Genomic DNA, 21,076 nt, shown 5'->3' with positions numbered 1-21,076 from the left:
CTATAGCACAGATTCGACTTCTGCAACAGACTTATCTGATTTCTCAGCTTTTATGCGCATGCCGTTTTCTGCATCAAAGAAATGGACATGCGACATATCGAAAGCCAGCCGCGCGGTGTGCCCCGGCTCGATGGCCGTGTCCGCTTCAACCCGGGCGATAAATTCCTGCTCCGCATAAACGGCATAAATAATAGTTTCTGCTCCTGTCAATTCCGATACGGTAACGGTCGCATCAAATTCACTGACCGGCAGGCCGGATAAATCTTCGCTGTTGACGTGGATATGTTCCGGCCGGATCCCTAATGTCAGCGGCTTCCCGACGTAGCCTCGGCTATTCAGGATGTCCAACGTTTCTTTCGGGATGCTGATCGTCCGGTCACCCAATACAAAGGAGCCTTTTTCCAAACGGCCTTCAAAAAAGTTCATGGCCGGTGAACCGATAAAGCCTCCAACAAAACGATTCGCCGGATAATCATAGACTTCTTTCGGGCTTCCGACTTGCTGGATATGGCCATCTTTCATAATGACGATCCGGGTGGCCATCGTCATCGCTTCGGTCTGGTCATGGGTCACATAAATCGTCGTCGTTTTCAGCCGCTGATGGAGTTTCGCAATTTCCGCCCGCATTTGGACGCGCAGTTTTGCATCCAGATTTGACAGCGGCTCATCCATTAAAAATACTTTGGCATCCCGGACAATTGCACGGCCGAGCGCCACACGCTGACGCTGCCCGCCTGACAGGGCTTTCGGCTTTCTGTCCAAATATTCCCGCAAGCCGAGAATATCCGCAGCATCTTCCACACGTTTCCGGATCTCCGCTTTCTTGAACTTCCTTAATTTTAGTCCAAAAGCCATGTTTTCAAATACCGTCATATGGGGATATAAAGCATAGTTCTGAAAAACCATAGCGATATCTCTTTCTTTTGGCTGGACCTCATTCATGCGTTTTCCATCAATAAAGAATTCACCTTCCGTAATTTCCTCGAGGCCGGCAATCATTCGCAACGTTGTCGATTTTCCGCAGCCTGAAGGGCCGACGAAGACAATGAACTCTTCATTCTGGATTTCAAGATTAAAGTCTGTTACGGCCGTTGCGCCATTATCATAGGTTTTTCCCAGATTTTTAATCGAAATCTCCGCCATTTAAATTCCCCATTTCTTTTTCTTTAATTGTATATAGTTTTCTGTCTATTGTAAATTCAACATAGAAAAGCAGAAGAACTTGTTATATACTTACCCTGAAGAAGGGGCATTTATGCTCTTTCCGATTGAAAGGAGGCTCAAATTTCAATTAACGGCGTCGAATTTCTTTAATTACTTCGACAATCAAAGCAATTTTTCTATAAAACGTACATAACTTATAAACTTGAAGGAGTGAAACCGAATGAAAAACATGAAGACATTGCTCATCACCCTTATTGGGCTTGGTTTGATCCTGAGCGGCTGTGCCGGCTTCCAGACCAGCAACAATGACAAAGAATCAGTTAATGAAGACGGCAAAATTGTAGTCGATTTTTGGACATTCTGGGGTTCCGAAATCCGCCGCCCAGTCGTTGACAAGATTGTTGAAGATTTTAACGCTTCCCAAGATGAAATTGAAGTAAAGCATACTTATAGTCCGTGGGGAGATATCTGGACGAAGGAATTAGCGGCAATCGCTGCCGGGAATCCGCCGGATGTCGTCATCAACGATATCAATGCCACCGCCCTTCGCGGAAAAGAACAACAGGCAATGAATCTATCGGAATTCTACGATGACAGCTTCTCTGAAAAATTCTATCCGGAACTTTGGAATGCGACCCTTCACGAAGGCGATTCATACGGGATTCCTTTCAATACCGATACACGCGTCCTTTTCTATAACAAAGACGCCTTCGAAGAAGTGGGGCTGGACCCGGAAGATCCGCCTGAAACATGGGCTGAGCTTGAAGAATATGCAGCAAAATTGGATGTCAAAAACGGCAATAGCTACGATCGTCTCGGCTTTTATCCATTATGGGGCGTGGGCTACGATGTGTGGCTCCTGAACGCAAATGGCGAAAACTATTTCGGGCCGGATCACAATACGGATACTGTCAACATCAACACTGAAAAGAATGTAGAAGTCCTCAATTGGCTAAAATCCTGGAAAGACCGTATCGGCGAAGATGTCGTCAACTCATTCCAGGCGCAAATCGACAGCCAGCAAGGAAATCCATTCTTCAGCGGCGACTTGGCGATGATTGTCCAGCAGCCGACTTTCTATACGCAGATCCGCGACTACGCGGAAGATTTGAATTTCGGAGTCGTCCAGTTGCCTGAATACGAAGAAGGCAATGGTCACACAAGCTGGGGCGGCGGGTTTGTAGCAGAAATTCCGAAAGGTTCTAGCGATCCGGAAGCTGCTTGGAAATTTATCGAATACTTGACCGGTGCAGAATCACAGGAATATTGGGCGGTTAAAAACTTTGACAACGTAGCGAATATTGAAGCGGCTGAAGCAGCTGCCGAATCTGACGAATTGACGGAACAGGGCCAGACGGTTTACCAAATGGCAGTCGACAGCATGGAAGATACGTTGCTGACGCCGGCTCCAGTGGCAGCTCCAAGCTATTTCAACTACATCAATCCGCAGGTTGATGAATTCTTCCTTGGCTCAAAAACTGCCGAAGAGGCGCTTGCGAAAGCCCAGTCTGATGTGGAAGCATTGATCGAAAAAAATCAATAAGCGAGGAGGGAGTCCTTTGGGGAAAAGAGGATTGTCCATGAGGCGCAAAGAAAGCATCTACGGCTATATCTTCATTCTGCCGTTCATTATCGGTTTCATCGGTTTTACCGCCGGGCCGCTATTGTTTTCGTTTGCGGGAAGTTTCACAGACTACAATATAACATCACAGATGGAATTCATCGGAGTTGAAAACTACCAAACGCTTATCGTGGAAGATGGTCTTTTTCGGACTTCTTTATGGAATACGCTGTACTACGTACTGCTTTCGGTCCCTTTAACAACTTTAGGCGCCATTTTTCTTTCAGCGCTTCTGAATCAGGATGTACCAGGCATCCGTTTCTTTCGGACCTTGTACTACTTGCCGGCAATTCTGTCCGGGGTCGGCGTCTACCTTTTATGGATGCAGCTTCTTGAACCCGGAACCGGGATGGTCAACCTCGTTTTGGGCTGGGTCGGCATCGACGGGCCGAACTGGCTTTTTGATCCCGATTGGACAAAACCATCTTTGATCTTGATGAAATTATGGAGCGTCGGCGGTTCGATGCTCCTCTATCTCGCGAGCATGCAAGGCGTTTCGAAATCCTTGTACGAAGCAGCGGAAATTGACGGCGCGAGCCGGTGGCGGCAATTCATCCACATTACCATTCCCATGATCACGCCCGTCATTTTCTTTGACGTCGTAACAAGCCTGATCGGAGGCTTCCAAATTTTCCAGGAAGCGTATATCATGTCGGGGAATGGCGAAGGCGGCCCTGCCAATTCTCTCCTGTTCTACAATTTGTATATGTGGAACCAGGCATTCGAAAATTTCGATATGGGATACGCCATGGCGATGTCGTGGATCCTGTTCGTCATCGTATTCATCCTGACCGTCATCAACCTGAAACTTGCCCCCCGCTGGGTGCATTATGAAGGGGAGGATAAGTAAATGGACAAGCCGGAAGAAAAAACAGCTTATCTCGACGAACCGGAGAAATTGCAGACGATTTCAAAAACCGGATTTTTTCAGCATCGCGGAAACCGCAACAATATGTGGCGCGTATTCAATTTTGTTTTGCTCGCTGCAGGCAGTCTGCTGATTCTGTCGCCGCTCTGGTGGATGTTCGCCACTTCCCTTAAGACGATGGCGGAAGTCATGTCCTATCCGCCTTCTTTCTTCCCGGAATCCTGGGAATGGGGAAATTACATCCGGACTTGGCAAGTTGCGCCGTTCACGACTTATACGATTAACACCTTGACCATCACCACGTTAGTCGTGATCGGCAGCGTACTCGCGAATTCTTTTATCGCTTACGGATTTGCGAAAATTCCATTCCGCGGCAAAAACGTGTGGTTTGCGATTGTGCTGTCGACGATGATGATCCCAGGATTTGTTACGTTGATCCCGCAATACGTTTTATTTTCTAAATTGGGCTGGGTCAATACGTACTATCCGCTCATCGTTCCGCACTTTTTCGGAAGTGCCTTTTACATCTTCTTGCTGCGCCAGTTCTATATGACGATTCCGACTGAACTGATCGAAGCGGCAAAAATGGAAGGCGCCAGCCACTTCTATATTTGGTGGAAAATCGGCCTTCCGCTAACGAAGCCGGCGCTTGCCACTGTAGCCATTTTCTCGTTTAACGGCGCTTGGAACGATTTCCTTGGCCCGCTTCTCTACTTGAACGATGAAAACCTGTATACTTTGCAGCTTGGACTTGCCGTGTTTAAGGGACAATTGGATACCCAGTGGAATTACTTGATGGCAGGATCGCTTCTCGTGCTCCTTCCGGTCATTCTTTTGTTTTTCTTCTTCCAAAAATACTTTATCCAAGGCATCAATCTCCAGTCCGGAGGCAAATAAATGCAACGGCAAAAGACCCTTCGCAAAATCTTGCGGAGGGTTTTTTATTTGGATTCACAGCAGGGCTATTTTCGTTCAGCAATTGAAACAAACAAAAAAGGGCATCCCGGATGCGGAATGCCCTTTTCTCCATCGCTTAAACAGCGGCTGTTTTTTCTTTTTTGATCTGTTTGCTGCGCAATTGTCCGCAAGCTGCATCGATGTCGGCGCCTTGTTCTTGGCGAACGCCGCAGTTGATGCCTTTTTTCTTCAATGCATCGTAGAATGCACTGATGGCTTCCGGCGTGCTTTGCTGATACTGATCGTGTTCGCTGACCGAGTTGTACGGGATCAAGTTGACGTATGACAAGTGGCGCTTGTCTTCAAGCAACTTCGCCAATTGATTTGCTTCTTCGACATGGTCGTTCACGTCGCGCAATAAAATATATTCGAATGTGATACGGCGGTTTGATTTTTCCAAGTAATAATCGATGGCCGCCATCAATTTCTCGATCGGGTACGCTTTGTTGATTTTCATGATGCGTGAACGCAATTCGTTGTTCGGCGCATGGATGGAAATCGCCAAGTTCACCTGCAAGCCTTCATCCGCATAATCGTAGATTTTTGGTACGATGCCGCTTGTCGATACCGTGATGTGGCGGGCGCCGATAGCCAATCCTTTTTGAGAGTTAACAACGTTCAAGAAGCCCATCAAGTTCGTGTAGTTGTCGAACGGTTCGCCGATACCCATAACCACGATATGGCTTACGCGTTCATCTTTTTTCTGAGCGTCAAAGTGAGCTTGCACTTGCATGATCTGCTCAACGATTTCACCCGCGTTTAAATCGCGGCTCTTTTTCAAAAGTCCGCTGGCACAGAAACTGCAGCCGATGTTGCAGCCGACTTGCGTCGTTACACAGACAGAGTTTCCGTATTTAAAGCGCATCAATACGGTTTCGATCAAGTTGCCATCCTGCAGACGGAAAAGGAATTTGATCGTGCCGTCTGCCGATTCCTGTTTTACCGCTTCTTCAAGCGTACGGATCGCAAAATTGTTTTCCAACAATTCAATGACTTCTTTGCTCAGATTGTTCATCTGGGAAAATTCAGTCACGCGTTTAATATATAACCAGTCCCATACTTGTTCAGCACGGTACTTCTTTTGTCCATTTTCTAAAAACCATTCTTTTAGCTGATCAATCGTCATACCATAGATGGAATTTTTCATTATTAGAACCCTCATTTCAGAATTTCACAATTGCTTATTATAATACTAAAAATCCGGCTTGACAACAACCATTTTTGTTTACACAGAAAAATCTGTCTTTAAGACTGTGTAGCCCTTGCCATTTCCGGGTAAAGAATCCGGTAAAGGAGGTCTGTTTATGGGTGAAATCACGCATATCGGCTTAGCGGTGCCGGATCTTGACCAAGCCATCGATTGGTACAGCAAAGTCTTCGGCTTTTACACACTCGCCGGGCCATTTGAGTTTGAAGCGGTTGAAGCAGATGAAGAAAATATGACGCAGGACTTGCAGGGAACCGATATCCAAAAGATGCGGAATGCGCATTTGATGTCACATAACGGGATTGGCATCGAATTATTCGAATTCCAGCAGCCCGCTTTCAACGATGAAACCCCTCCGCTTCATAAAGGATTTTTCCACATTTGCCTGATTGTCGATAATTTAGTGGAATCGATCGAACGCATTGTCCAGCATGGCGGCAAACAGCGCAGCAAAATCTGGCAAACAACGAAAGGCAAACCGCATTTCCTGGTGTACACCGAGGACCCTTTCGGCAACATCATCGAACTTTACACTAGAAACACTTCAGAAATGTACGCCAATAAATGAAAGAACCAGCTGATGCTTAATCAGCTGGTTTTATCTATTTATACAAGTTGTTCTTTTTTCGGAAGCATCGAGCCATGATTTGCGAAATTCGCATGCCATGAGAAAGCTTTCTCCAGGACGTGCGGCGTTTGCCCGCCGCGCGTCAATGCCTCTTCGTAATATTCACGCAGCGCTGCCCGGTAAGTAGGGTGTACGCAGTTTTCGATGATCACTTCGACACGCTCACGAGGTGCAAGGCCGCGAAGATCCGCGTAGCCTTGTTCGGTTACAACGACGTCCACATCATGTTCGGTGTGGTCAATATGAGAAGCGAAAGGCACGATGCTTGAAATATTGCCGCCTTTGGCAATGGATTTCGTTACAAAGATGGCCAGGCGGGCATTGCGGGCAAAATCGCCGGAACCGCCGATGCCATTCATCATTTTCGTTCCGCATACATGCGTCGAGTTGACGTTGCCGTAAATATCGAATTCCAGCGCCGTATTGATGGAAATTAATCCGAGGCGGCGGATCACTTCCGGATGGTTGGAAATTTCCTGCGGGCGCATGACGATTTTATTGCGGTAATTCTCGAACTCGCTGTAGACCTGTTTCATCTTTTCATCTGAAAGCGTAATCGAACAGCAAGAAGCGAATTCCACTTTGCCCGCGTCGATCAAATCAAAAACGGCATCCTGCAGCACTTCTGAATAGACTTCGAGTCCCTCAAATTCCGAATCAAGCATCCCGTGGAGAACCGCATTCGCCACAGACCCGATGCCCGACTGGAGCGGCGCCAACGATTCGGTTAATCGCCCGGCGCGAATTTCAGAACGGAAGAATTCCAGCAGGTGGTCGGCCATGATTTTTGTTTCCGCATCAGGCGCTACAATGGTGGAAGGCGAATCCAATTGTTCCGTGAAGACAATTCCTCTCACTTTTTCCATATCGACGGGTATGCCGATCGTTCCAATGCGCTGATCGACTGTCGTCAACGGAATCGGTGACCGCTCGCCTTGTTTGCCGGTGTCGTAAATATCATGAAGCCCTTCAAACAATTCAGGCTGTACCATGTTAATTTCCACGATGATATTTTGTGCGTGTTTGGCAAAAACAGCAGAGTTTCCTACAGAAGTGGTCGGGATAATCATGCCATCAGCTGTAATGGATAAAGCTTCGACAATCGCAAAATCAATCGGTTCTGTTACGCCGGATCTGACCCATTCAGCGGTGTGGGACAGGTGATGGTCGACAAACAGCATGTCGCCTTCATTGATTTTTTTGCGCATCGCCGGCTCTGCCTGGAATGGCAGACGCTTGTTGACGATGTCCGCTTCAGCGAAGACGCGGTCGATATCTGATCCAAGCGACGCACCTGTAAAGATGTTCACTTTAAATTTTTCTGTTTCAGCCCGTTTTACCAATGCAAAAGGAACCGCTTTCACGTCGCCAGCACGCGTAAATCCGCTAAGCCCCAATGTCATTCCGTCTTTGATCCATGAAGCCGCCTCTTCCGGTGTCACGATGCGCTGCTGCAATTCTACAGCCTTAATGCGTGCAAGTTTGTTCTCCATATCGATCACTCTCTTTCCGATTTTAGTCATTAAAACAGCATATATTCACAAGATAAAGCGTTTTCATGAGCGTGCGCTCAGTCAAAAACCGCATTCAATCTAATAGGGTCTAGTTTTTTAATTATTAGATAACTTTATCTTAAAATGTGTCCAAAATGTGTTTTGCCGGTTAGAAGAGTGAGAAAAACGAGTAAGACAGAAATTCCTATGGCTCAAGCAGCATTTTCTAAAATCCCAGCATTTTCCGGAAATAACTTGAGTAGGATTGGCTGACAGGAATCCGGTCTCCATTGTTCATCGCCAGCACAAAAGTCGAATGGGTATCCGGATAAATTTCTTTTATATGGTGAACATTGACGATAAACGAGCGGTGGCACCGGATGAACCGATCCCGCGGCAATAAAAATTCAAATTCCTGCAAGGTATTTTTATTGGTGCCGGATAGTTCAGCTGCATAGACATGGGTTTTCCGGTCCTTCACTTCCAGATAAGCCACTTCCGCAAAAGGGATGGGCTTCCAGCCGTCGGAAGTTTTTACGGTCACAACCGATTTCCCTTCGGTGAACGCCGGATAAATGGCAATCACGCAGCCTCCCAGCACGCCTTCTTTTTCAAAAGGCACCGCCATTCCATGATAAGGCACCCCGAACACATCCCGATCGACGAATTCAGAAGATTTTTGGTTAGTGGTTAAGGCCATATGCGCCATGCTGCCTTCTTTTATCGGGTCCCCGGGACGGATTTTCAAATCGATTCTTTTGCTCGGCCGGTAGTAGATATATTCCTTCGTATTGGTGACAACAATCGATACTTCATCAGAGAACAATTCTCCCATAACATCAAGCAACGAACTTTGCGTAAACCATTCCATAAGACGGCCCCTGCCTTTCTTTCCTATTATTTCTTAATGATACCGTTCTGGCTCCTGACTATCACTATAAGTGAAAACAGCCGCCCATAATAGGGCAGCTGTTGATGTAACTTTTAAAGCATTGTGCCGGTCTGAGCTAATTTTGCATGCCAGGAGAAAGCTTTTTCCAAAACATGCGGAGTTTGTCCCCCGCGTTCCAGTGCTTCTCTGTAGTATTCAAGCATTTTTTCTTTGTACGTTGGATGCACACAATTTTCGATGATCAGCTTCGAACGTTCGCGCGGTGCGAGTCCGCGAAGATCCGCGTAGCCCTGCTCCGTCACTACGATGTCCACATCATGCTCCGTATGGTCGATGTGCGTGGCAAAAGGCACCACACTGGAAATCCTTCCGCCTTTCGCAATCGATTTCGTTACGAAGATGGACAGCCGCGCATTTCGGGCAAAGTCTCCGGAACCGCCGATGCCGTTCATCATTTTCGTTCCGGACACATGGGTCGAGTTGACGTTGCCGTAAATATCGAATTCCAATGCCGTGTTGATGGAGATGAGTCCGAGGCGGCGAATGATTTCAGGATGATTGGAAATCTCCTGCGGCCGCAAAATTAATTTCTCCCGGTATTTTTCAAAATTTGAAAATACCTGTTTCATCTTTTCTTCAGACAAGGTGATGGACGAGCTGGAAGCGAAACGGACTTTCCCGGCATCCATCAACTCAAATACCGCATCCTGCAGCACTTCCGAATAAACTTCCAAATCTTCAAACTCCGAATCGATCAGGCCGTGAAGAACAGCATTCGCCACTGTTCCGATGCCGGATTGCAGCGGTGCAAGTTTGTTTGTCAGGCGCCCTGCGCGAACTTCCGAGCGGAGAAAGTTCAGCAAATGCCCCGCCATCATTTCCGTTTCTTCATCTGATTCGGCGATCGTTGAAGGCGAATCGGGCTGGTTCGTAAAAATAATGCCCCGCACTTTATCCAAATCCACGGGGATTCCCGGAACGCCGAGCCGGTCATTCACATGCGTCAATGGAATCGGTGAACGCTCCCCTTGCTTGCCGGTATCGTAAATATCATGAATCCCTTCGAATAAAGCCGGCTGGGCTGTATTGATTTCCACAATGACGTTTTTAGCGTATTGCACGAACAGCGCCGAGTTGCCGACAGACGTTGTCGGAATAATCAATCCATCTTCTGTAATGCCGAGCGCTTCAATGATGGCAAAATCAATGGGCTCAATGACGCCCGCTTTAATCCACTCGGCCGTCTGAGACAGATGGTGATCGACAAACAGCATGTCGCCTTCGTTGATTTTTCGGCGCATCGTTGCATCTGCCTGGAACGGCAGACGCTTATTAACGATGCCCGCTTCTGCAAATAATTTGTCGATATCCGAACCTAAAGAAGCGCCGGTAAAAATATTCACTTTAAAAGTTTCCGTTTCTGCACGTCTGACGAGCGCCAGCGGAACCGCCTTGGCGTCGCCGGCGCGTGTAAATCCACTTAATCCGAGTGTCATGCCGTCCTGGATCCATGAAGCTGCGAGGTCGGCGTCAATAACTCGGTCCTGCAATTGAATGGCTTTGATGCGTTCGATGGTTTTTTCCATTTCAGTCACCTTTCGTGGCTTGAATGCCGTTCTTGTTACCTTAATTATACCTTACCTCCGCCCCTCTTCTATAAACCCCAGCGCTCTGTTTCTACTATATTAAATTGGCCCTTCACACCACTGTAACAAATGAAGAAGATTTCACTCTTCTATGTAAGCGTTTTATTTGACCTTATCGATTACGATATTTAAATAATTTAATCTCAAAAACCGCAGTCTGTTAGGCTCTATAAAATTTTGTGAATATTTATATAATAGAATAATAAATTGTTTTGCAACATGTTATTTTTATGTCCAAAACCCATTGACTTTGAGGTTTTTTCATCATAATATAGGAAAGTTGTTAAAATCAGATATATTTTCGCAATAACTTTATGTGAAACGAGATACCATCTATGTCTTCATCCCAACAATAAAGATGATTATTTTAATGACCACTTTATTTATACCCATAACAAGTTTCGGAATCACTGGGCCGGTCATTCCGGCTTACCTGGAATCGATTAACCAAGGCGGTATGGCTTCGGGAGTGATCATTAGTGGATGGATGCTGATTACTGCCGGCGGATGTTTATTTTACCTAACCAATACGTTATGGAGGGTCTTTCGGCCCTGGCTGATAAATAAAAGAATTCATTTTATAGAAAAGAGGATTTACCTGCAATGTCTCCTGAACAAAGAAAGAAAATCACCATCCTGATGATCAATATGTTTATCGCGATTGCCAGCTTTGGCATTATCGTCCCCATCCTTCCCGCGTATTTGGTTTCCATCAACCAAGGCGGCACGGCAGCGGGGCTGATGATCGCCATTTTCGCCGGCGCTCAATTATTGTTCTCGCCGCTTGGCGGAAAATGGGCGGATGTCTACGGACCGCGCAAAGTCATCATCATCGGTTTATCGCTTTTGACCGTTTCCATGCTGATGTTCTACGCTACGGATTCCATTTGGATTCTGTATGCATCGCGCATCATCGGCGGAATCGGCGATGCGTTCCTCGTCCCTGGAATCTTCACCTACGTAGCAGGCATCACAACGCCTTCTCAACGCGCGAAAGGGACCGGGCTTGTCACAGCTTCCATGTCGCTCGGCTTAGTCATCGGACCGGGAATCGGCGGATTTTTAGCCGACTTCGACTTGAAGCTGCCATTCCTTGTGTCAGCGTTCGTTACATTCACCGCGGTGCTGTTTTCATTTGTCATGCTGAAAGAAATTGCACCGACGGAAGAAAGCACGAAACAGGCGGAAGAATTCGCCAAAGACGAATCGATGCTCGAACAGATTGGGCGTTCGGTTAAAATGCCGTATTTTATTCCGTTAATCATCACTTTCGTTATGAGTTTCGGACTGGTCGCTTATGAGTCGGTGATCGGCATGTATTTAACAACCGAATATGGCTCAACTTCAAAAGACATTGCGATGATGATTACGGCAACTGGCTTGATCAGCGTCATTGTCCAAATGTTCATCGTTGACCGCCTTGTGCGCCGTTTCGGCGAAGTGCCGGTGCTTATTGCGTTTCTTGGCCTTGCGGCTTTTGGTTTCGTCTTGTCGCTGGTTGCGGGAAGCTACGCCACTTTCTTCGGCGTCTCGCTGGTCATTTTCCTGGCAATGGCCATTCTTCGGCCCGTCCTCAATATCTTGATCTCAAAGATGGCGCAAGGCGAAGTCGGATTTGCCATGGGCATGAACACTTCCTATATGAGCCTTGGCAATGTGCTTGGCCCGTTATCGGCTGGATTGCTGTTCGACTTTAATATCAATTATCCGTTCATTTTAGGGCTTGGGTTGTTGATCCTCACCTTGTCCATTGCGATTGCTTGGCGCAGCTCACGGGCAGCCAAGGCACTCGCTGTTCTCCATTATGAAGAAATGAAAGAAGCGGTCCAATAAACTCGCTTTCCTGCAAAGAAGCTGTCCAGATGCAATTCCGGGAAGCTTCTTTTTGCATGGTAAAAATCTTGAATAAAAAACAAATTAAAGCGGAGTTCATTCCATTGACAGGAACTTTGTACTCAAATAATATGGTGAAGCTGAGAAAAAATATCCAGAACAGTCTATAGAAGAAATGAGGGTGCTTCCATGTCACCAGATCAACGAAAAAAGATTTTTATCCTGATGATCAATATGTTCATCGCCATCGCGAGCTTCGGAATTGTCATTCCGATTTTGCCTTCCTATTTGGCCTCCATTAATCAGGGCGGTATGGCCGCCGGTTTGATGATTGCCATTTTTGCAGCTGCCCAGTTCCTGTTTTCCCCGATTGCCGGAAAGTGGGCAGACCAGTACGGCCGCCGAAAAATGATCATTTACGGCCTGCTCGGATTGACCATTTCCATGTTTGTCTTTTATGCCTCTGACTTTATCGCGGTCCTTTACCTGTCCCGCCTCATCGGCGGGGTGGGGGCAGCGATGCTCGTACCTGCCATCTTTGCTTATATCGCAGATATCACCACATTCGACCAGCGCGCAAAAGGCACGAGCTTAGTATCGGCTGCGATGTCACTCGGCATCGTCGTCGGACCTGGAATCGGCGGTTTTCTGGCAGATTACAGCCTGAAATTGCCTTTCCTGGTTTCTGCACTTGTTTCACTAGTTGCGGTTCTCTTCTCTGTCGTTCTCTTGAAAGACAGCGACGCTGTTGAAGGAAATCCGGTTGTGGAGTCGACTGTTCCTGATGAAGAGTCGATGTTCACAAAAATTGGCCGTTCGGTGAAGATGCCGTATTTCATTCCTCTGGTTATTACGCTGGTCATGAGCTTCGGTTTGTTGGCCTATGAATCCGTCGTTGGTTTGTACTTGGACAACCAGTTCAACTCTTCTGCGAAAGACATCGCCTTCATGATTACTGCGACCGGCGTTGTCAGCGTCATCGTTCAATTGTTTATCGTGGACCGCATTGTCCGCCGCTTCGGAGAAGTCGCGATTTTAGTGTTCTTCCTCGGAGTTACGGCAATCGGCTTCCTATTGTCATTGTTCGCCGGCAGCTACGCCATGTTCTTCGGTGTATCGCTCGTCATCTTCATGGCGACTTCGATCCTCCGCCCTGTTTTGAACACGTTGATTTCAAAAATGGCAGAAGGCGAAGTCGGATTCGCAATGGGCATAAACAATGCCTATATGAGCATCGGCAATGTCATCGGGCCGCTTCTTGCGGGCGTGCTGTATGACGTCAATATCATCTTCCCGTTCATTTTGGGTCTGGCGATGCTATTAGTCACCATGTTCATCACAGTGGTTTGGCAACGCTCAAGAGCTGCCAAATCTGCTGCGGTCCTATAAATTCAATCCAAGCGAAAGGCTCCTTGTATAGGGGCCTTTTGAGATTGTCGAGAAACTAATTGGATTCGAGCATCTGCTTCTGGAATCCGCACTGCGGCGCTATGGACTTGCTTCCCGCAATAAGCCGAGAAAATCACTCGTCTTATTGCTCCAGCCCGTCCGGAACCGCGCCGGCGCTGGAACACTTTCCAAAGATATGGGACAACACAGCGGAGACAATGTTTTATAAAGGTATCGTTTTAAAACACTTGCTTCTTCGCAAGCTCGTTGCAAGGCAATTGACCTCGTAAGCCATGGGCAATCGCTTCGCAGCGGTTTTGTGGAATATCGAGTTTCTATACGAAATTTTTTCCATTTCTATTTTTCAACACATTGAAAAGGCTCCTTATATAGGGGCCTTTTTCATTCTTCTTATACAGTTTTGGTTAAACTTTGCGATATTGCCTATAAAGTTGTATAATTATTATACAAACAATCTAAAGAAATGTAGGTAATGCTATGTACAATATTAAAGCAGCTGCCAAAATTTTAGATATGCCGAAAGTGACGATCCGTTCGTGGGAAACCCGTTACAACGCCATTACGCCTGCGCGTACGGAATCCGGACACCGGCTTTATTCGGATCAGAACCTCGAAGATTTAAAATGGCTTAAAATTCAAGTACAAGATCGAGGCATTAAAATCAGCGAAGCCGTGAAACAATTGCACGCTTCCAAAAGAAATCCTGTTGAAAAAGAGAAAACGCCTGAATCTGTAAGTTCAGAGCCTTACCATAAACAAGTCCAGGAACTGTATTTGGCAGCTTCCGAAATGGACACCGAACGGTTCAATTATCTATTGGATCTTCATTTCTCATTGTTCCATTACCGGACCGTGTTCTTTTCCATCATCGTGCCGCTAATGGTCCGCATCGGCGAAGAGTGGGAAAACGGTTCGTTGACGGTAGCGCATGAGCATTTGATCACCAATATTGTCCAACAGCGCTTCAACCAATTTTTCCGGGTATTCCCGATTTTACCTGAGTTGCCAAAAGTGATGGCTCTATGCCCGAGCGGTGAGCATCACCAATTAGGTTTATTGCTTTTTAGTTTGTTCATGCGCGAAAACGGCTACCAGGTGATGTACTTTGGCGAAAATACGCCGCTTGACGGCATTGCCCAGCTGACAATCGAACACGATATTGAAATTACTTGTATGGCAGTTTCTTCCCCGCACATGCTGCCTGCGATCAATCAATACATCGACAGCATTGCCGCAGAAAAGCCTGAAATGCAATTCTTGATCGGCGGTGCTGGCATCAACGAACAGAAATCCGAAAAAAACAGATGGTTCCTTGGCGATTCTTACGATTTATGGCAAGAATGGCTGGATCAACAAGCAAAAAACCCCTTAAGCAAAGCTTAAGGGGTTTTATCGTTGGAGCAGCTTAAAAAATCTGCTCTTACTGAAGGTCGAGGTCTTGATAGTCTTTTTGGTAAGGCCCGTTATCCGTTACTTCCGAATGGTACAAGGCTTTCAACGCAAAGCTTTTTTCCAGTTCCATCTCTTTCATCAATACTTTCAGGCGCTTTTTCAACTCCGGATGATCGTTCACGAGCTGCTCCATCTTGGATTTCGTGTATTTCATGTTTCGTGCCACTCCTTTCAGATCTCTTGCTTCTATTATAGCACTGCTTTAAAGCAACGAAAAACGCACCTGCTTTTGCAGATGCGTTTTTTATTTCATTTAACTGATGACGTGGAAAACAAAATTCACTAAGAACAAGCCTGCAATGATGTAAAGCGTCATCGAGACTTCCCGCCATTTTCCGATTGCGATTTTCAGCACCGGGTACAAGATAAAGCCGATGGCAATACCGTCCGCAATGCTGTACGTAAACGGAATCAGCGCAATGATAAATAGCGCCGGGAAACTTTCGCTCATGTCTTTCATGTCCAAGTTGCGGATATTCTGGAGCATCAGTCCGCCCACGATGATCAGGATCGGCGCAATGGCGCTGTCCGGTATCAGTTTGATGACGGGGATGAAGAATACCGAAACGAGAAACAGCAAGCCGGTGGTGACTGCAGTCAGGCCTGTGCGGCCGCCAGCAGCCATGGCTGACGCACTTTCAGCACTCGCCACTGTCGGACTCGTGCCAAATATGCCGGAGGCCATCGCGGAAACCGAAGTCGCCTGGAATGCGCGGCCAAACTTTTGCGGGCGTTCGATGAACGACACTTGCCCTTGCACCGTACCGATGTTTTCAAAGACGATGACCATCGTCAAGGAAAACACGGCAATCCAGAATGTCATCGACAAGATGCCGTCAAACGTCATAGCACCGAAAACGGCGAACGCTTCCGACAACTCGACGCCCGATCCGCTCATTCCGCTCGGATCAATCAATCCGAAGAAGGAAGCAATCACGGTACCCAATACAATCGTAATCAGGAAATTCCCCGGAACATTGCGGATAAACAGCACGATTGCGACGACAAAAGTCAAAACAGTTGCCAGGACATGCGCCTCGCCAAGAGAGCCCAGTGCCAAAATCGAATTGGAACCATTCACCACGATGCCGCCTTTTTCAAGACCGATCAGCATGAGGAATAAACCAAGTCCAACCGTAATCGCTTCTTTCAGCGAATACGGCACGGCAGCACTCAGCATTTTTGCCAAACGCGTAAACGCAATAATGACAAAAATGATGCCGGATACAAAAACCACTGTCAATGCTTCAGGCCAAGACAAGCCCATGGATTGCACCATCGTATAAGAAAATAACGCATTGATTCCCATGCCCGGCACAAGCAAAATCGGCGTATTGCCCCAGAAGCCCATGACGAGACAGCCAAATACGGACGCTGCAATCGTCGCGATAATCGCGGCTTCAAGCGGCATGCCCGATTCGGACAAGATCAATGAGTTGACGGCAATGATGTATACTACGGTAAAAAAGCCGATGACACCTGCCGACATCTCCCGTTTAACTGTCGTTTCGTTCATTTGAAGACCAAAAAACCGGTCCATCCAATTACTCATTTCTACGACCTTCTATTAAATTAGCCCTCTCCCAACCCGCTCTTCCCAATAAATAAAATAGGTGAGCCAATATAGGAGTGTAATCGAAAAAACCAGGTGTGTCAAGGGATGGAGCTTGATAGTGATTGGGTAAAAATTATGAGCGCGCGCATTTTATTTTGAACGCGCGCAAATCTGTTTGAGCGCGCGCATTTCTCTCTGAGCGCGCACAAATTCAAATGAACGCGCGTATCGCCTCATCTCCCCTTTTTGTAAGCGAAAAGCAGGCACATGATTGTTTTTAAAATCGTTTCTCTAAATTTATTTAAAGAGTGCTATACTTCATTTAATTCAGTTGAAAGAGGTGTTTTATGGAAAAGAGATCAATCGGAATGATGGCCCGGTCGGAAGGATTGGAACGGTTAATTAACCGGCTGCCGGCTGAGCATCAAAGTCAAAGTTATCTTCAGAAAGAGCTGCACCGCACTGCTTCCGGAACAAGAGGCGAACATCGAATCGAAGCCCGGTTCAATGAGTTTTATTTAGATGAGGATTATAGTGTGATGTGGAATGTTCAATTACAATTAGGCAATTGGCCTATCCAAATGGACGGATTGCTTTTGACAAAACGCTGCGCGATTGTGATTGAGTCCAAGAACATCAGCGGCAAAATCCACTTCGATGAAAAGACTGGCGAGTTTTACCGATTTGATGAAGACAGCGTGAAAACCGTCATGGAAGATCCGCAGATTCAACTCCGCAAGAACGTCCGTTTTCTATCCATCTGGTTCAAGAAACATAAGATTCCCCTGCCAGTTCAAGGCCTCATCGTCTTCACAGCGAAAAAGTGCGAGTTCATCTCAAAACCAGCCCGCACCCTTATTTGCAAAACTTATCAGATGCCGGAAATGCTTTTGAAAATTCATGAAGCCCATCCCCCAACGGCTGCGAACCTTCCACTTCTCAAAATAAAAAATATGCTGCTATCAAGTCAAACCCCTTTTGTAGAAATTCCATTGTGCCAACGATATTTTATCCATCCTAGGGAATTGAAGGCCGGTGTATTTTGCCGAAACTGTCAATCGCTCACGATGTTCCGAACGAAACGGAGTTGGCATTGTCAGTCCTGCCATCATCAGGATCTGCTGGCTCACGAGTTTGCGCTGCAGGAATACTTCTCTTTAATCGATACAACCATTACGTATGAAAGATTTCGCGAGTTTTGCGGACTCGATTCTCGCCATGTGGCTGGGCGGTTATTAAGCCAATTTGATTTGCAAACGACCGGCGAATCGAAAGCACGGTGTTATCGATTGAAAGATTAGAAGCAATGTGTGCTTTTAGATGCGTAGCGCGCACATTTCTCTCTGAGCGCGCACAAATTTATTTGAACGAGCGTATTTCTCTGCCAACGCGCGCATTCCCACCCCAACGAGCGCAAACAAAATCAGCCTATTGAAAAACCGACCGGCATGCCAAAACCAGGGCTGTTTCGCCGGCGAAACAGCCCGACAAAACAAAAAACCCCCTCATCCGCAAATTTCTTCGCAGATAAGGGGTTGGCCGAATCCTATTACATGAACATGCCGGCAATTGATGCACTCAGCAAAGATGCAAGCATACCTGCTGCAACCGCGCGAATACCAAGACGCGCGATATCCGGACGGCGTGATGGCGCCATGGCACCAAGGCCGCCAAGTAAGATAGCCAATGAACTTAAGTTAGCGAAACCGCATAGCGCAAAGCTGACTACGATAACAGTTTTAGGTGACAAGTTGGCAATTTCAGGAGCAAAAGAAGTGTAAGCTACGAATTCATTGAGGACCAATTTTTGTCCGATGAAACTACCCGCTTGGACAGCTTCTGCCCATGGAACACCGATTGCCCAAGCAAGAGGTGCGAAGACGAATCCAAGGATGCCTTCAATCGTCAACCCTTCAAAGCCGAGCCAGCCGCCAATTCCGCCAAGCATACCGTTCAAAAGAGCGATCAAAGCGATAAACGCTAAAAGCATGGCACCGACATTCAATGCCAATTGCAAGCCGTCTGCGGCACCTCTAGCCGCCGCGTCGACGACGTTTACAGACGATTTATCTTTCTCCATTACGATGTCTTCTCTTTCTAAAACATCTTCTGTTTCAGGAATCATGATTTTCGCCATGATCAAACCGGCTGGGGCAGCCATGAAGCTTGCCGCCAACAAGTATTCAAGAGGCACACCGAGAAGTGCGTATCCTGCCAAAGTCGAACCGGCTACAGAAGCCAGGCCGCCTGTCATGACAGCAAATAATTCGGAGCGCGTCATTCCCGCGATAAATGGACGAATGACAAGCGGCGCTTCTGTTTGGCCAACGAAAATATTCGCAGCGGCTGAAATGGATTCCGCTTTGCTTGTGCCAAGAAGTTTCGACAACAAGCCGCCAAGCAATTTAATGACGATTTGCATGACGCCCAAATAGTACAGCACTGAAATCAATGCGGAGAAGAAGATAATAACGGTCAATACTTGGAACGCAAACACAAAACCAAAGTTTGTCGTGTCAGCCGCTGGCCCGAAGACGAACGCAATCCCTTCTCCAGCATAATCGATAATATTCTGAACAAATCCAGAGAATTTCAATAGACCGGCTCTTCCGGTTTCCCACTCGAGCACGATGAAGGCGAAAGTTAACTGAATCGCCAATCCGCCAATAATTGTTCTTGGCTTAATTGATTTTTTGCCGCTTGATAAAAGAAAGGCGATTCCCAGTACGACGAAAATCCCAAAGATGCCCCATAATAAATTCACAACTTCACCTCATTATTTATTCCACCGTGAAACGCTTTCATTTCCCGATGGTTGTTTAGCAGATTAGTCCTCTGTCGTCAGACATCTTACCAAATTCCAAAAGAGAAGTAAATGGCTATCGTGTGACAAAGTGGTTGTCCGGGAAAAGTGCCAATGCCGTGAAAATTCACTCTTTCTTGATTTCTTTTCTACTTTTTTGCGGCTGTTTTTTTCCTAAGAAAAATGCCAACAAGATTCCAATGCCACTGAGCACGCCTACAACAATAAAGGAAATATTGACGCCGCGCACCAGGCCCTCTGCCCCGTATTGCACGGGATCCAAAGCCGTGCCCGTCATGATCGTTACAAGCAGCGCCGTGGCGATCGACCCCGACACTTGGCGCATCGTATTGCTCATGGCCGTGCCGTGCGGAACAAGCCGCTCAGGCAGCTGATTTAACCCGGCAGTTGTCACCGGCATCATCACCATGGAAACGCCAAACATCCGGATGGCGTGCATAACCGTTAAGTAAGTGAAAGAAGTGGCTGTCGTCAAGGCTGTGAATTGAAAAGTCGATACGGTGACAATGGACAAACCGACGATGGCGAGCCATTTGCCGCCGACCGCATCAAAAATTTTGCCGGTTACCGGATTCATGAATCCCATGACCAAAGCGCCCGGCAGAAGCATGAGCCCTGATTCAAGCGCACTGAAGCCATGCATTGTCTGCATGTAAATCGGCAAAATTGTCGCACTGCCAATCATCGAAATAAAGACGATTACGCTTAAAATAGTTGATAACGTGAAAATACCGTAGGAAAAAACTTTAAACTCCAACAGCGGCTCTTTTAAAGTCGATTGCCGATGGATGAAGACAATCAACGAAACGATTCCGACGGTGATTGAAACCAAAACCGGCGCACTGCTCCAGCCGGTATTGCCGGCACTCGAAAAGCCATAGAGGATTCCGCCGAATCCGAGCGTCGACAGCACCACCGACAAGATATCGAGAGCCGGAAACGTCTGTTTTGTCACATTGCGCAACAAAAAATAAGCAAGAACCAGGTCGATGACGGCGATTGGAATGACGATATAAAACAACGCCCGCCACGGATACAGGCCAACGATCCACCCTGATAAAGTCGGGCCCAGCGCAGGTGCAAAGGAAATCACCAGCCCGAACAGTCCCATTGCCTGTCCGCGTTTTTCCACTGGGAAAACCAAAAAGAGAATCGTTTGGGTCAAGGGCATCATAATGCCGGCGCCTGAAGCTTGAATGATGCGCCCAAGCATCAATAAATTAAATCCGGGTGCTATAGCACAAATAATCGTACCTGCTGCGAACAGGCCAAGTGCGGCAAGAAACAATTGCCGGGTTGAAAATTTTCCAATCAAAAAAGCGGTAATCGGAATCATGACCCCGTTGACCAGCATGAAGACGGTTGTCAGCCACTGGGCCGTATTCGCATTAATCTCCAAATCTTCCATAATGTGCGGCAATGCCGTTGCCAACAACGTCTGGTTTAAAATAGCGACGAAGACGCCTGCCATCAACACGCCCAGAAAAGGGCCGCGGCGAAAATCATTCTCCTTCACTGGCACTCCT

17 protein-coding genes are annotated in these 21,076 nt (G+C 47.0%); 8 read left to right on the top strand and 9 right to left on the bottom strand.

The window, feature by feature from the left end; translation table 11 throughout:
• On the bottom strand, positions 1–1,143 hold the full coding sequence (locus BN1080_RS02405) for an ABC transporter ATP-binding protein (RefSeq protein WP_052650194.1): 1,143 nt from the start codon (positions 1,141–1,143) through the stop codon (positions 1–3).
• A gap of 241 nt (positions 1,144–1,384) precedes the next feature.
• On the opposite strand from BN1080_RS02405, the gene BN1080_RS02400 reads away from it, so the two are divergent.
• From BN1080_RS02400 to BN1080_RS02390, 3 genes are read left to right on the top strand one after another with little or no spacing between them, the layout of a single operon-like run.
• Complete coding sequence (locus BN1080_RS02400; RefSeq protein ID WP_052650192.1) at positions 1,385–2,707, top strand: ABC transporter substrate-binding protein; 1,323 nt, start codon at positions 1,385–1,387, stop codon at positions 2,705–2,707.
• 16 nt (positions 2,708–2,723) lie between these two features.
• On the top strand, positions 2,724–3,635 hold the full coding sequence (locus BN1080_RS02395) for a carbohydrate ABC transporter permease (protein WP_234398914.1): 912 nt from the start codon (positions 2,724–2,726) through the stop codon (positions 3,633–3,635).
• Positions 3,636–4,550, top strand: a complete 915-nt coding sequence (locus tag BN1080_RS02390; RefSeq protein WP_324607144.1) for a carbohydrate ABC transporter permease — start codon at positions 3,636–3,638, stop codon at positions 4,548–4,550.
• A gap of 136 nt (positions 4,551–4,686) precedes the next feature.
• On the opposite strand, the gene rlmN is transcribed toward BN1080_RS02390, so the two are convergent.
• On the bottom strand, positions 4,687–5,757 hold the full coding sequence (gene rlmN, locus BN1080_RS02385; RefSeq protein ID WP_052650185.1) for a dual-specificity RNA methyltransferase RlmN: 1,071 nt from the start codon (positions 5,755–5,757) through the stop codon (positions 4,687–4,689).
• Between the two features lie 157 nt (positions 5,758–5,914).
• On the opposite strand from rlmN, the gene BN1080_RS02380 reads away from it, so the two are divergent.
• Positions 5,915–6,385, top strand: a complete 471-nt coding sequence (locus BN1080_RS02380) for a VOC family protein (protein ID WP_052650182.1) — start codon at positions 5,915–5,917, stop codon at positions 6,383–6,385.
• Positions 6,386–6,423: 38 nt separating this feature from the next.
• Here the strand turns inward: BN1080_RS02380 and BN1080_RS02375 are convergent, their stop codons facing one another.
• From BN1080_RS02375 to BN1080_RS02365, 3 genes are all read right to left on the bottom strand, one after another.
• Positions 6,424–7,938 carry an acetyl-CoA hydrolase/transferase family protein gene (locus BN1080_RS02375; protein WP_052650179.1) on the bottom strand — a complete coding sequence of 505 codons (1,515 nt, stop codon included), beginning with the start codon at positions 7,936–7,938 and terminating at the stop codon, positions 6,424–6,426.
• Positions 7,939–8,164: 226 nt separating this feature from the next.
• On the bottom strand, positions 8,165–8,809 hold the full coding sequence (locus tag BN1080_RS02370; RefSeq protein WP_052650176.1) for a LytTR family DNA-binding domain-containing protein: 645 nt from the start codon (positions 8,807–8,809) through the stop codon (positions 8,165–8,167).
• Positions 8,810–8,922: 113 nt separating this feature from the next.
• Positions 8,923–10,416, bottom strand: coding sequence for an acetyl-CoA hydrolase/transferase family protein (locus BN1080_RS02365; RefSeq protein ID WP_052650173.1), 1,494 nt, complete (start codon positions 10,414–10,416; stop codon positions 8,923–8,925).
• A 663-nt stretch (positions 10,417–11,079) separates the two neighbouring features.
• Here BN1080_RS02365 and BN1080_RS02360 point away from each other — a divergent pair.
• The 3 genes from BN1080_RS02360 to BN1080_RS02350 all read left to right on the top strand — a co-directional run bounded on the left by BN1080_RS02360 (position 11,080) and on the right by BN1080_RS02350 (position 15,102).
• Entirely contained in the window at positions 11,080–12,309 is a 1,230-nt protein-coding gene (locus tag BN1080_RS02360) for an MFS transporter (protein ID WP_052650170.1), read from the top strand.
• 189 nt (positions 12,310–12,498) lie between these two features.
• A complete protein-coding gene (locus BN1080_RS02355; protein ID WP_052650167.1) occupies positions 12,499–13,698 on the top strand; it encodes an MFS transporter in 1,200 nt (399 codons plus the stop codon).
• 498 nt (positions 13,699–14,196) lie between these two features.
• Complete coding sequence (locus BN1080_RS02350) at positions 14,197–15,102, top strand: MerR family transcriptional regulator (RefSeq protein WP_052650165.1); 906 nt, start codon at positions 14,197–14,199, stop codon at positions 15,100–15,102.
• Positions 15,103–15,139: 37 nt separating this feature from the next.
• On the opposite strand, the gene BN1080_RS02345 is transcribed toward BN1080_RS02350, so the two are convergent.
• Entirely contained in the window at positions 15,140–15,325 is a 186-nt protein-coding gene (locus tag BN1080_RS02345) for a hypothetical protein (protein WP_052650164.1), read from the bottom strand.
• A 99-nt stretch (positions 15,326–15,424) separates the two neighbouring features.
• The gene (locus tag BN1080_RS02340) at positions 15,425–16,723 is read right to left on the bottom strand and encodes an NCS2 family permease (protein ID WP_052650162.1); all 1,299 of its coding nucleotides are present in this window, start codon (positions 16,721–16,723) and stop codon (positions 15,425–15,427) included.
• Between the two features lie 350 nt (positions 16,724–17,073).
• On the opposite strand from BN1080_RS02340, the gene BN1080_RS02335 reads away from it, so the two are divergent.
• Positions 17,074–18,027: a nuclease-related domain-containing protein gene (locus BN1080_RS02335; RefSeq protein ID WP_234398913.1), complete on the top strand. Its 954-nt coding sequence runs from the start codon at positions 17,074–17,076 to the stop codon at positions 18,025–18,027.
• 248 nt (positions 18,028–18,275) lie between these two features.
• On the opposite strand, the gene BN1080_RS02330 is transcribed toward BN1080_RS02335, so the two are convergent.
• Both BN1080_RS02330 and BN1080_RS02325 read right to left on the bottom strand, forming a co-directional pair.
• Entirely contained in the window at positions 18,276–19,490 is a 1,215-nt protein-coding gene (locus tag BN1080_RS02330) for a NupC/NupG family nucleoside CNT transporter (protein WP_052650159.1), read from the bottom strand.
• Between the two features lie 166 nt (positions 19,491–19,656).
• A complete protein-coding gene (locus BN1080_RS02325; RefSeq protein WP_234398987.1) occupies positions 19,657–21,021 on the bottom strand; it encodes a DHA2 family efflux MFS transporter permease subunit in 1,365 nt (454 codons plus the stop codon).
• Between the last annotated feature and the right edge of the window lie 55 nt (positions 21,022–21,076).

It is taken from the genome of Planococcus massiliensis, assembly GCF_000821325.1.
Taxonomy (GTDB): Bacteria; Bacillota; Bacilli; order Bacillales_A; family Planococcaceae; genus Planococcus; species Planococcus ruber.
This window is presented reverse-complemented; position numbering and strand designations above follow the sequence as displayed.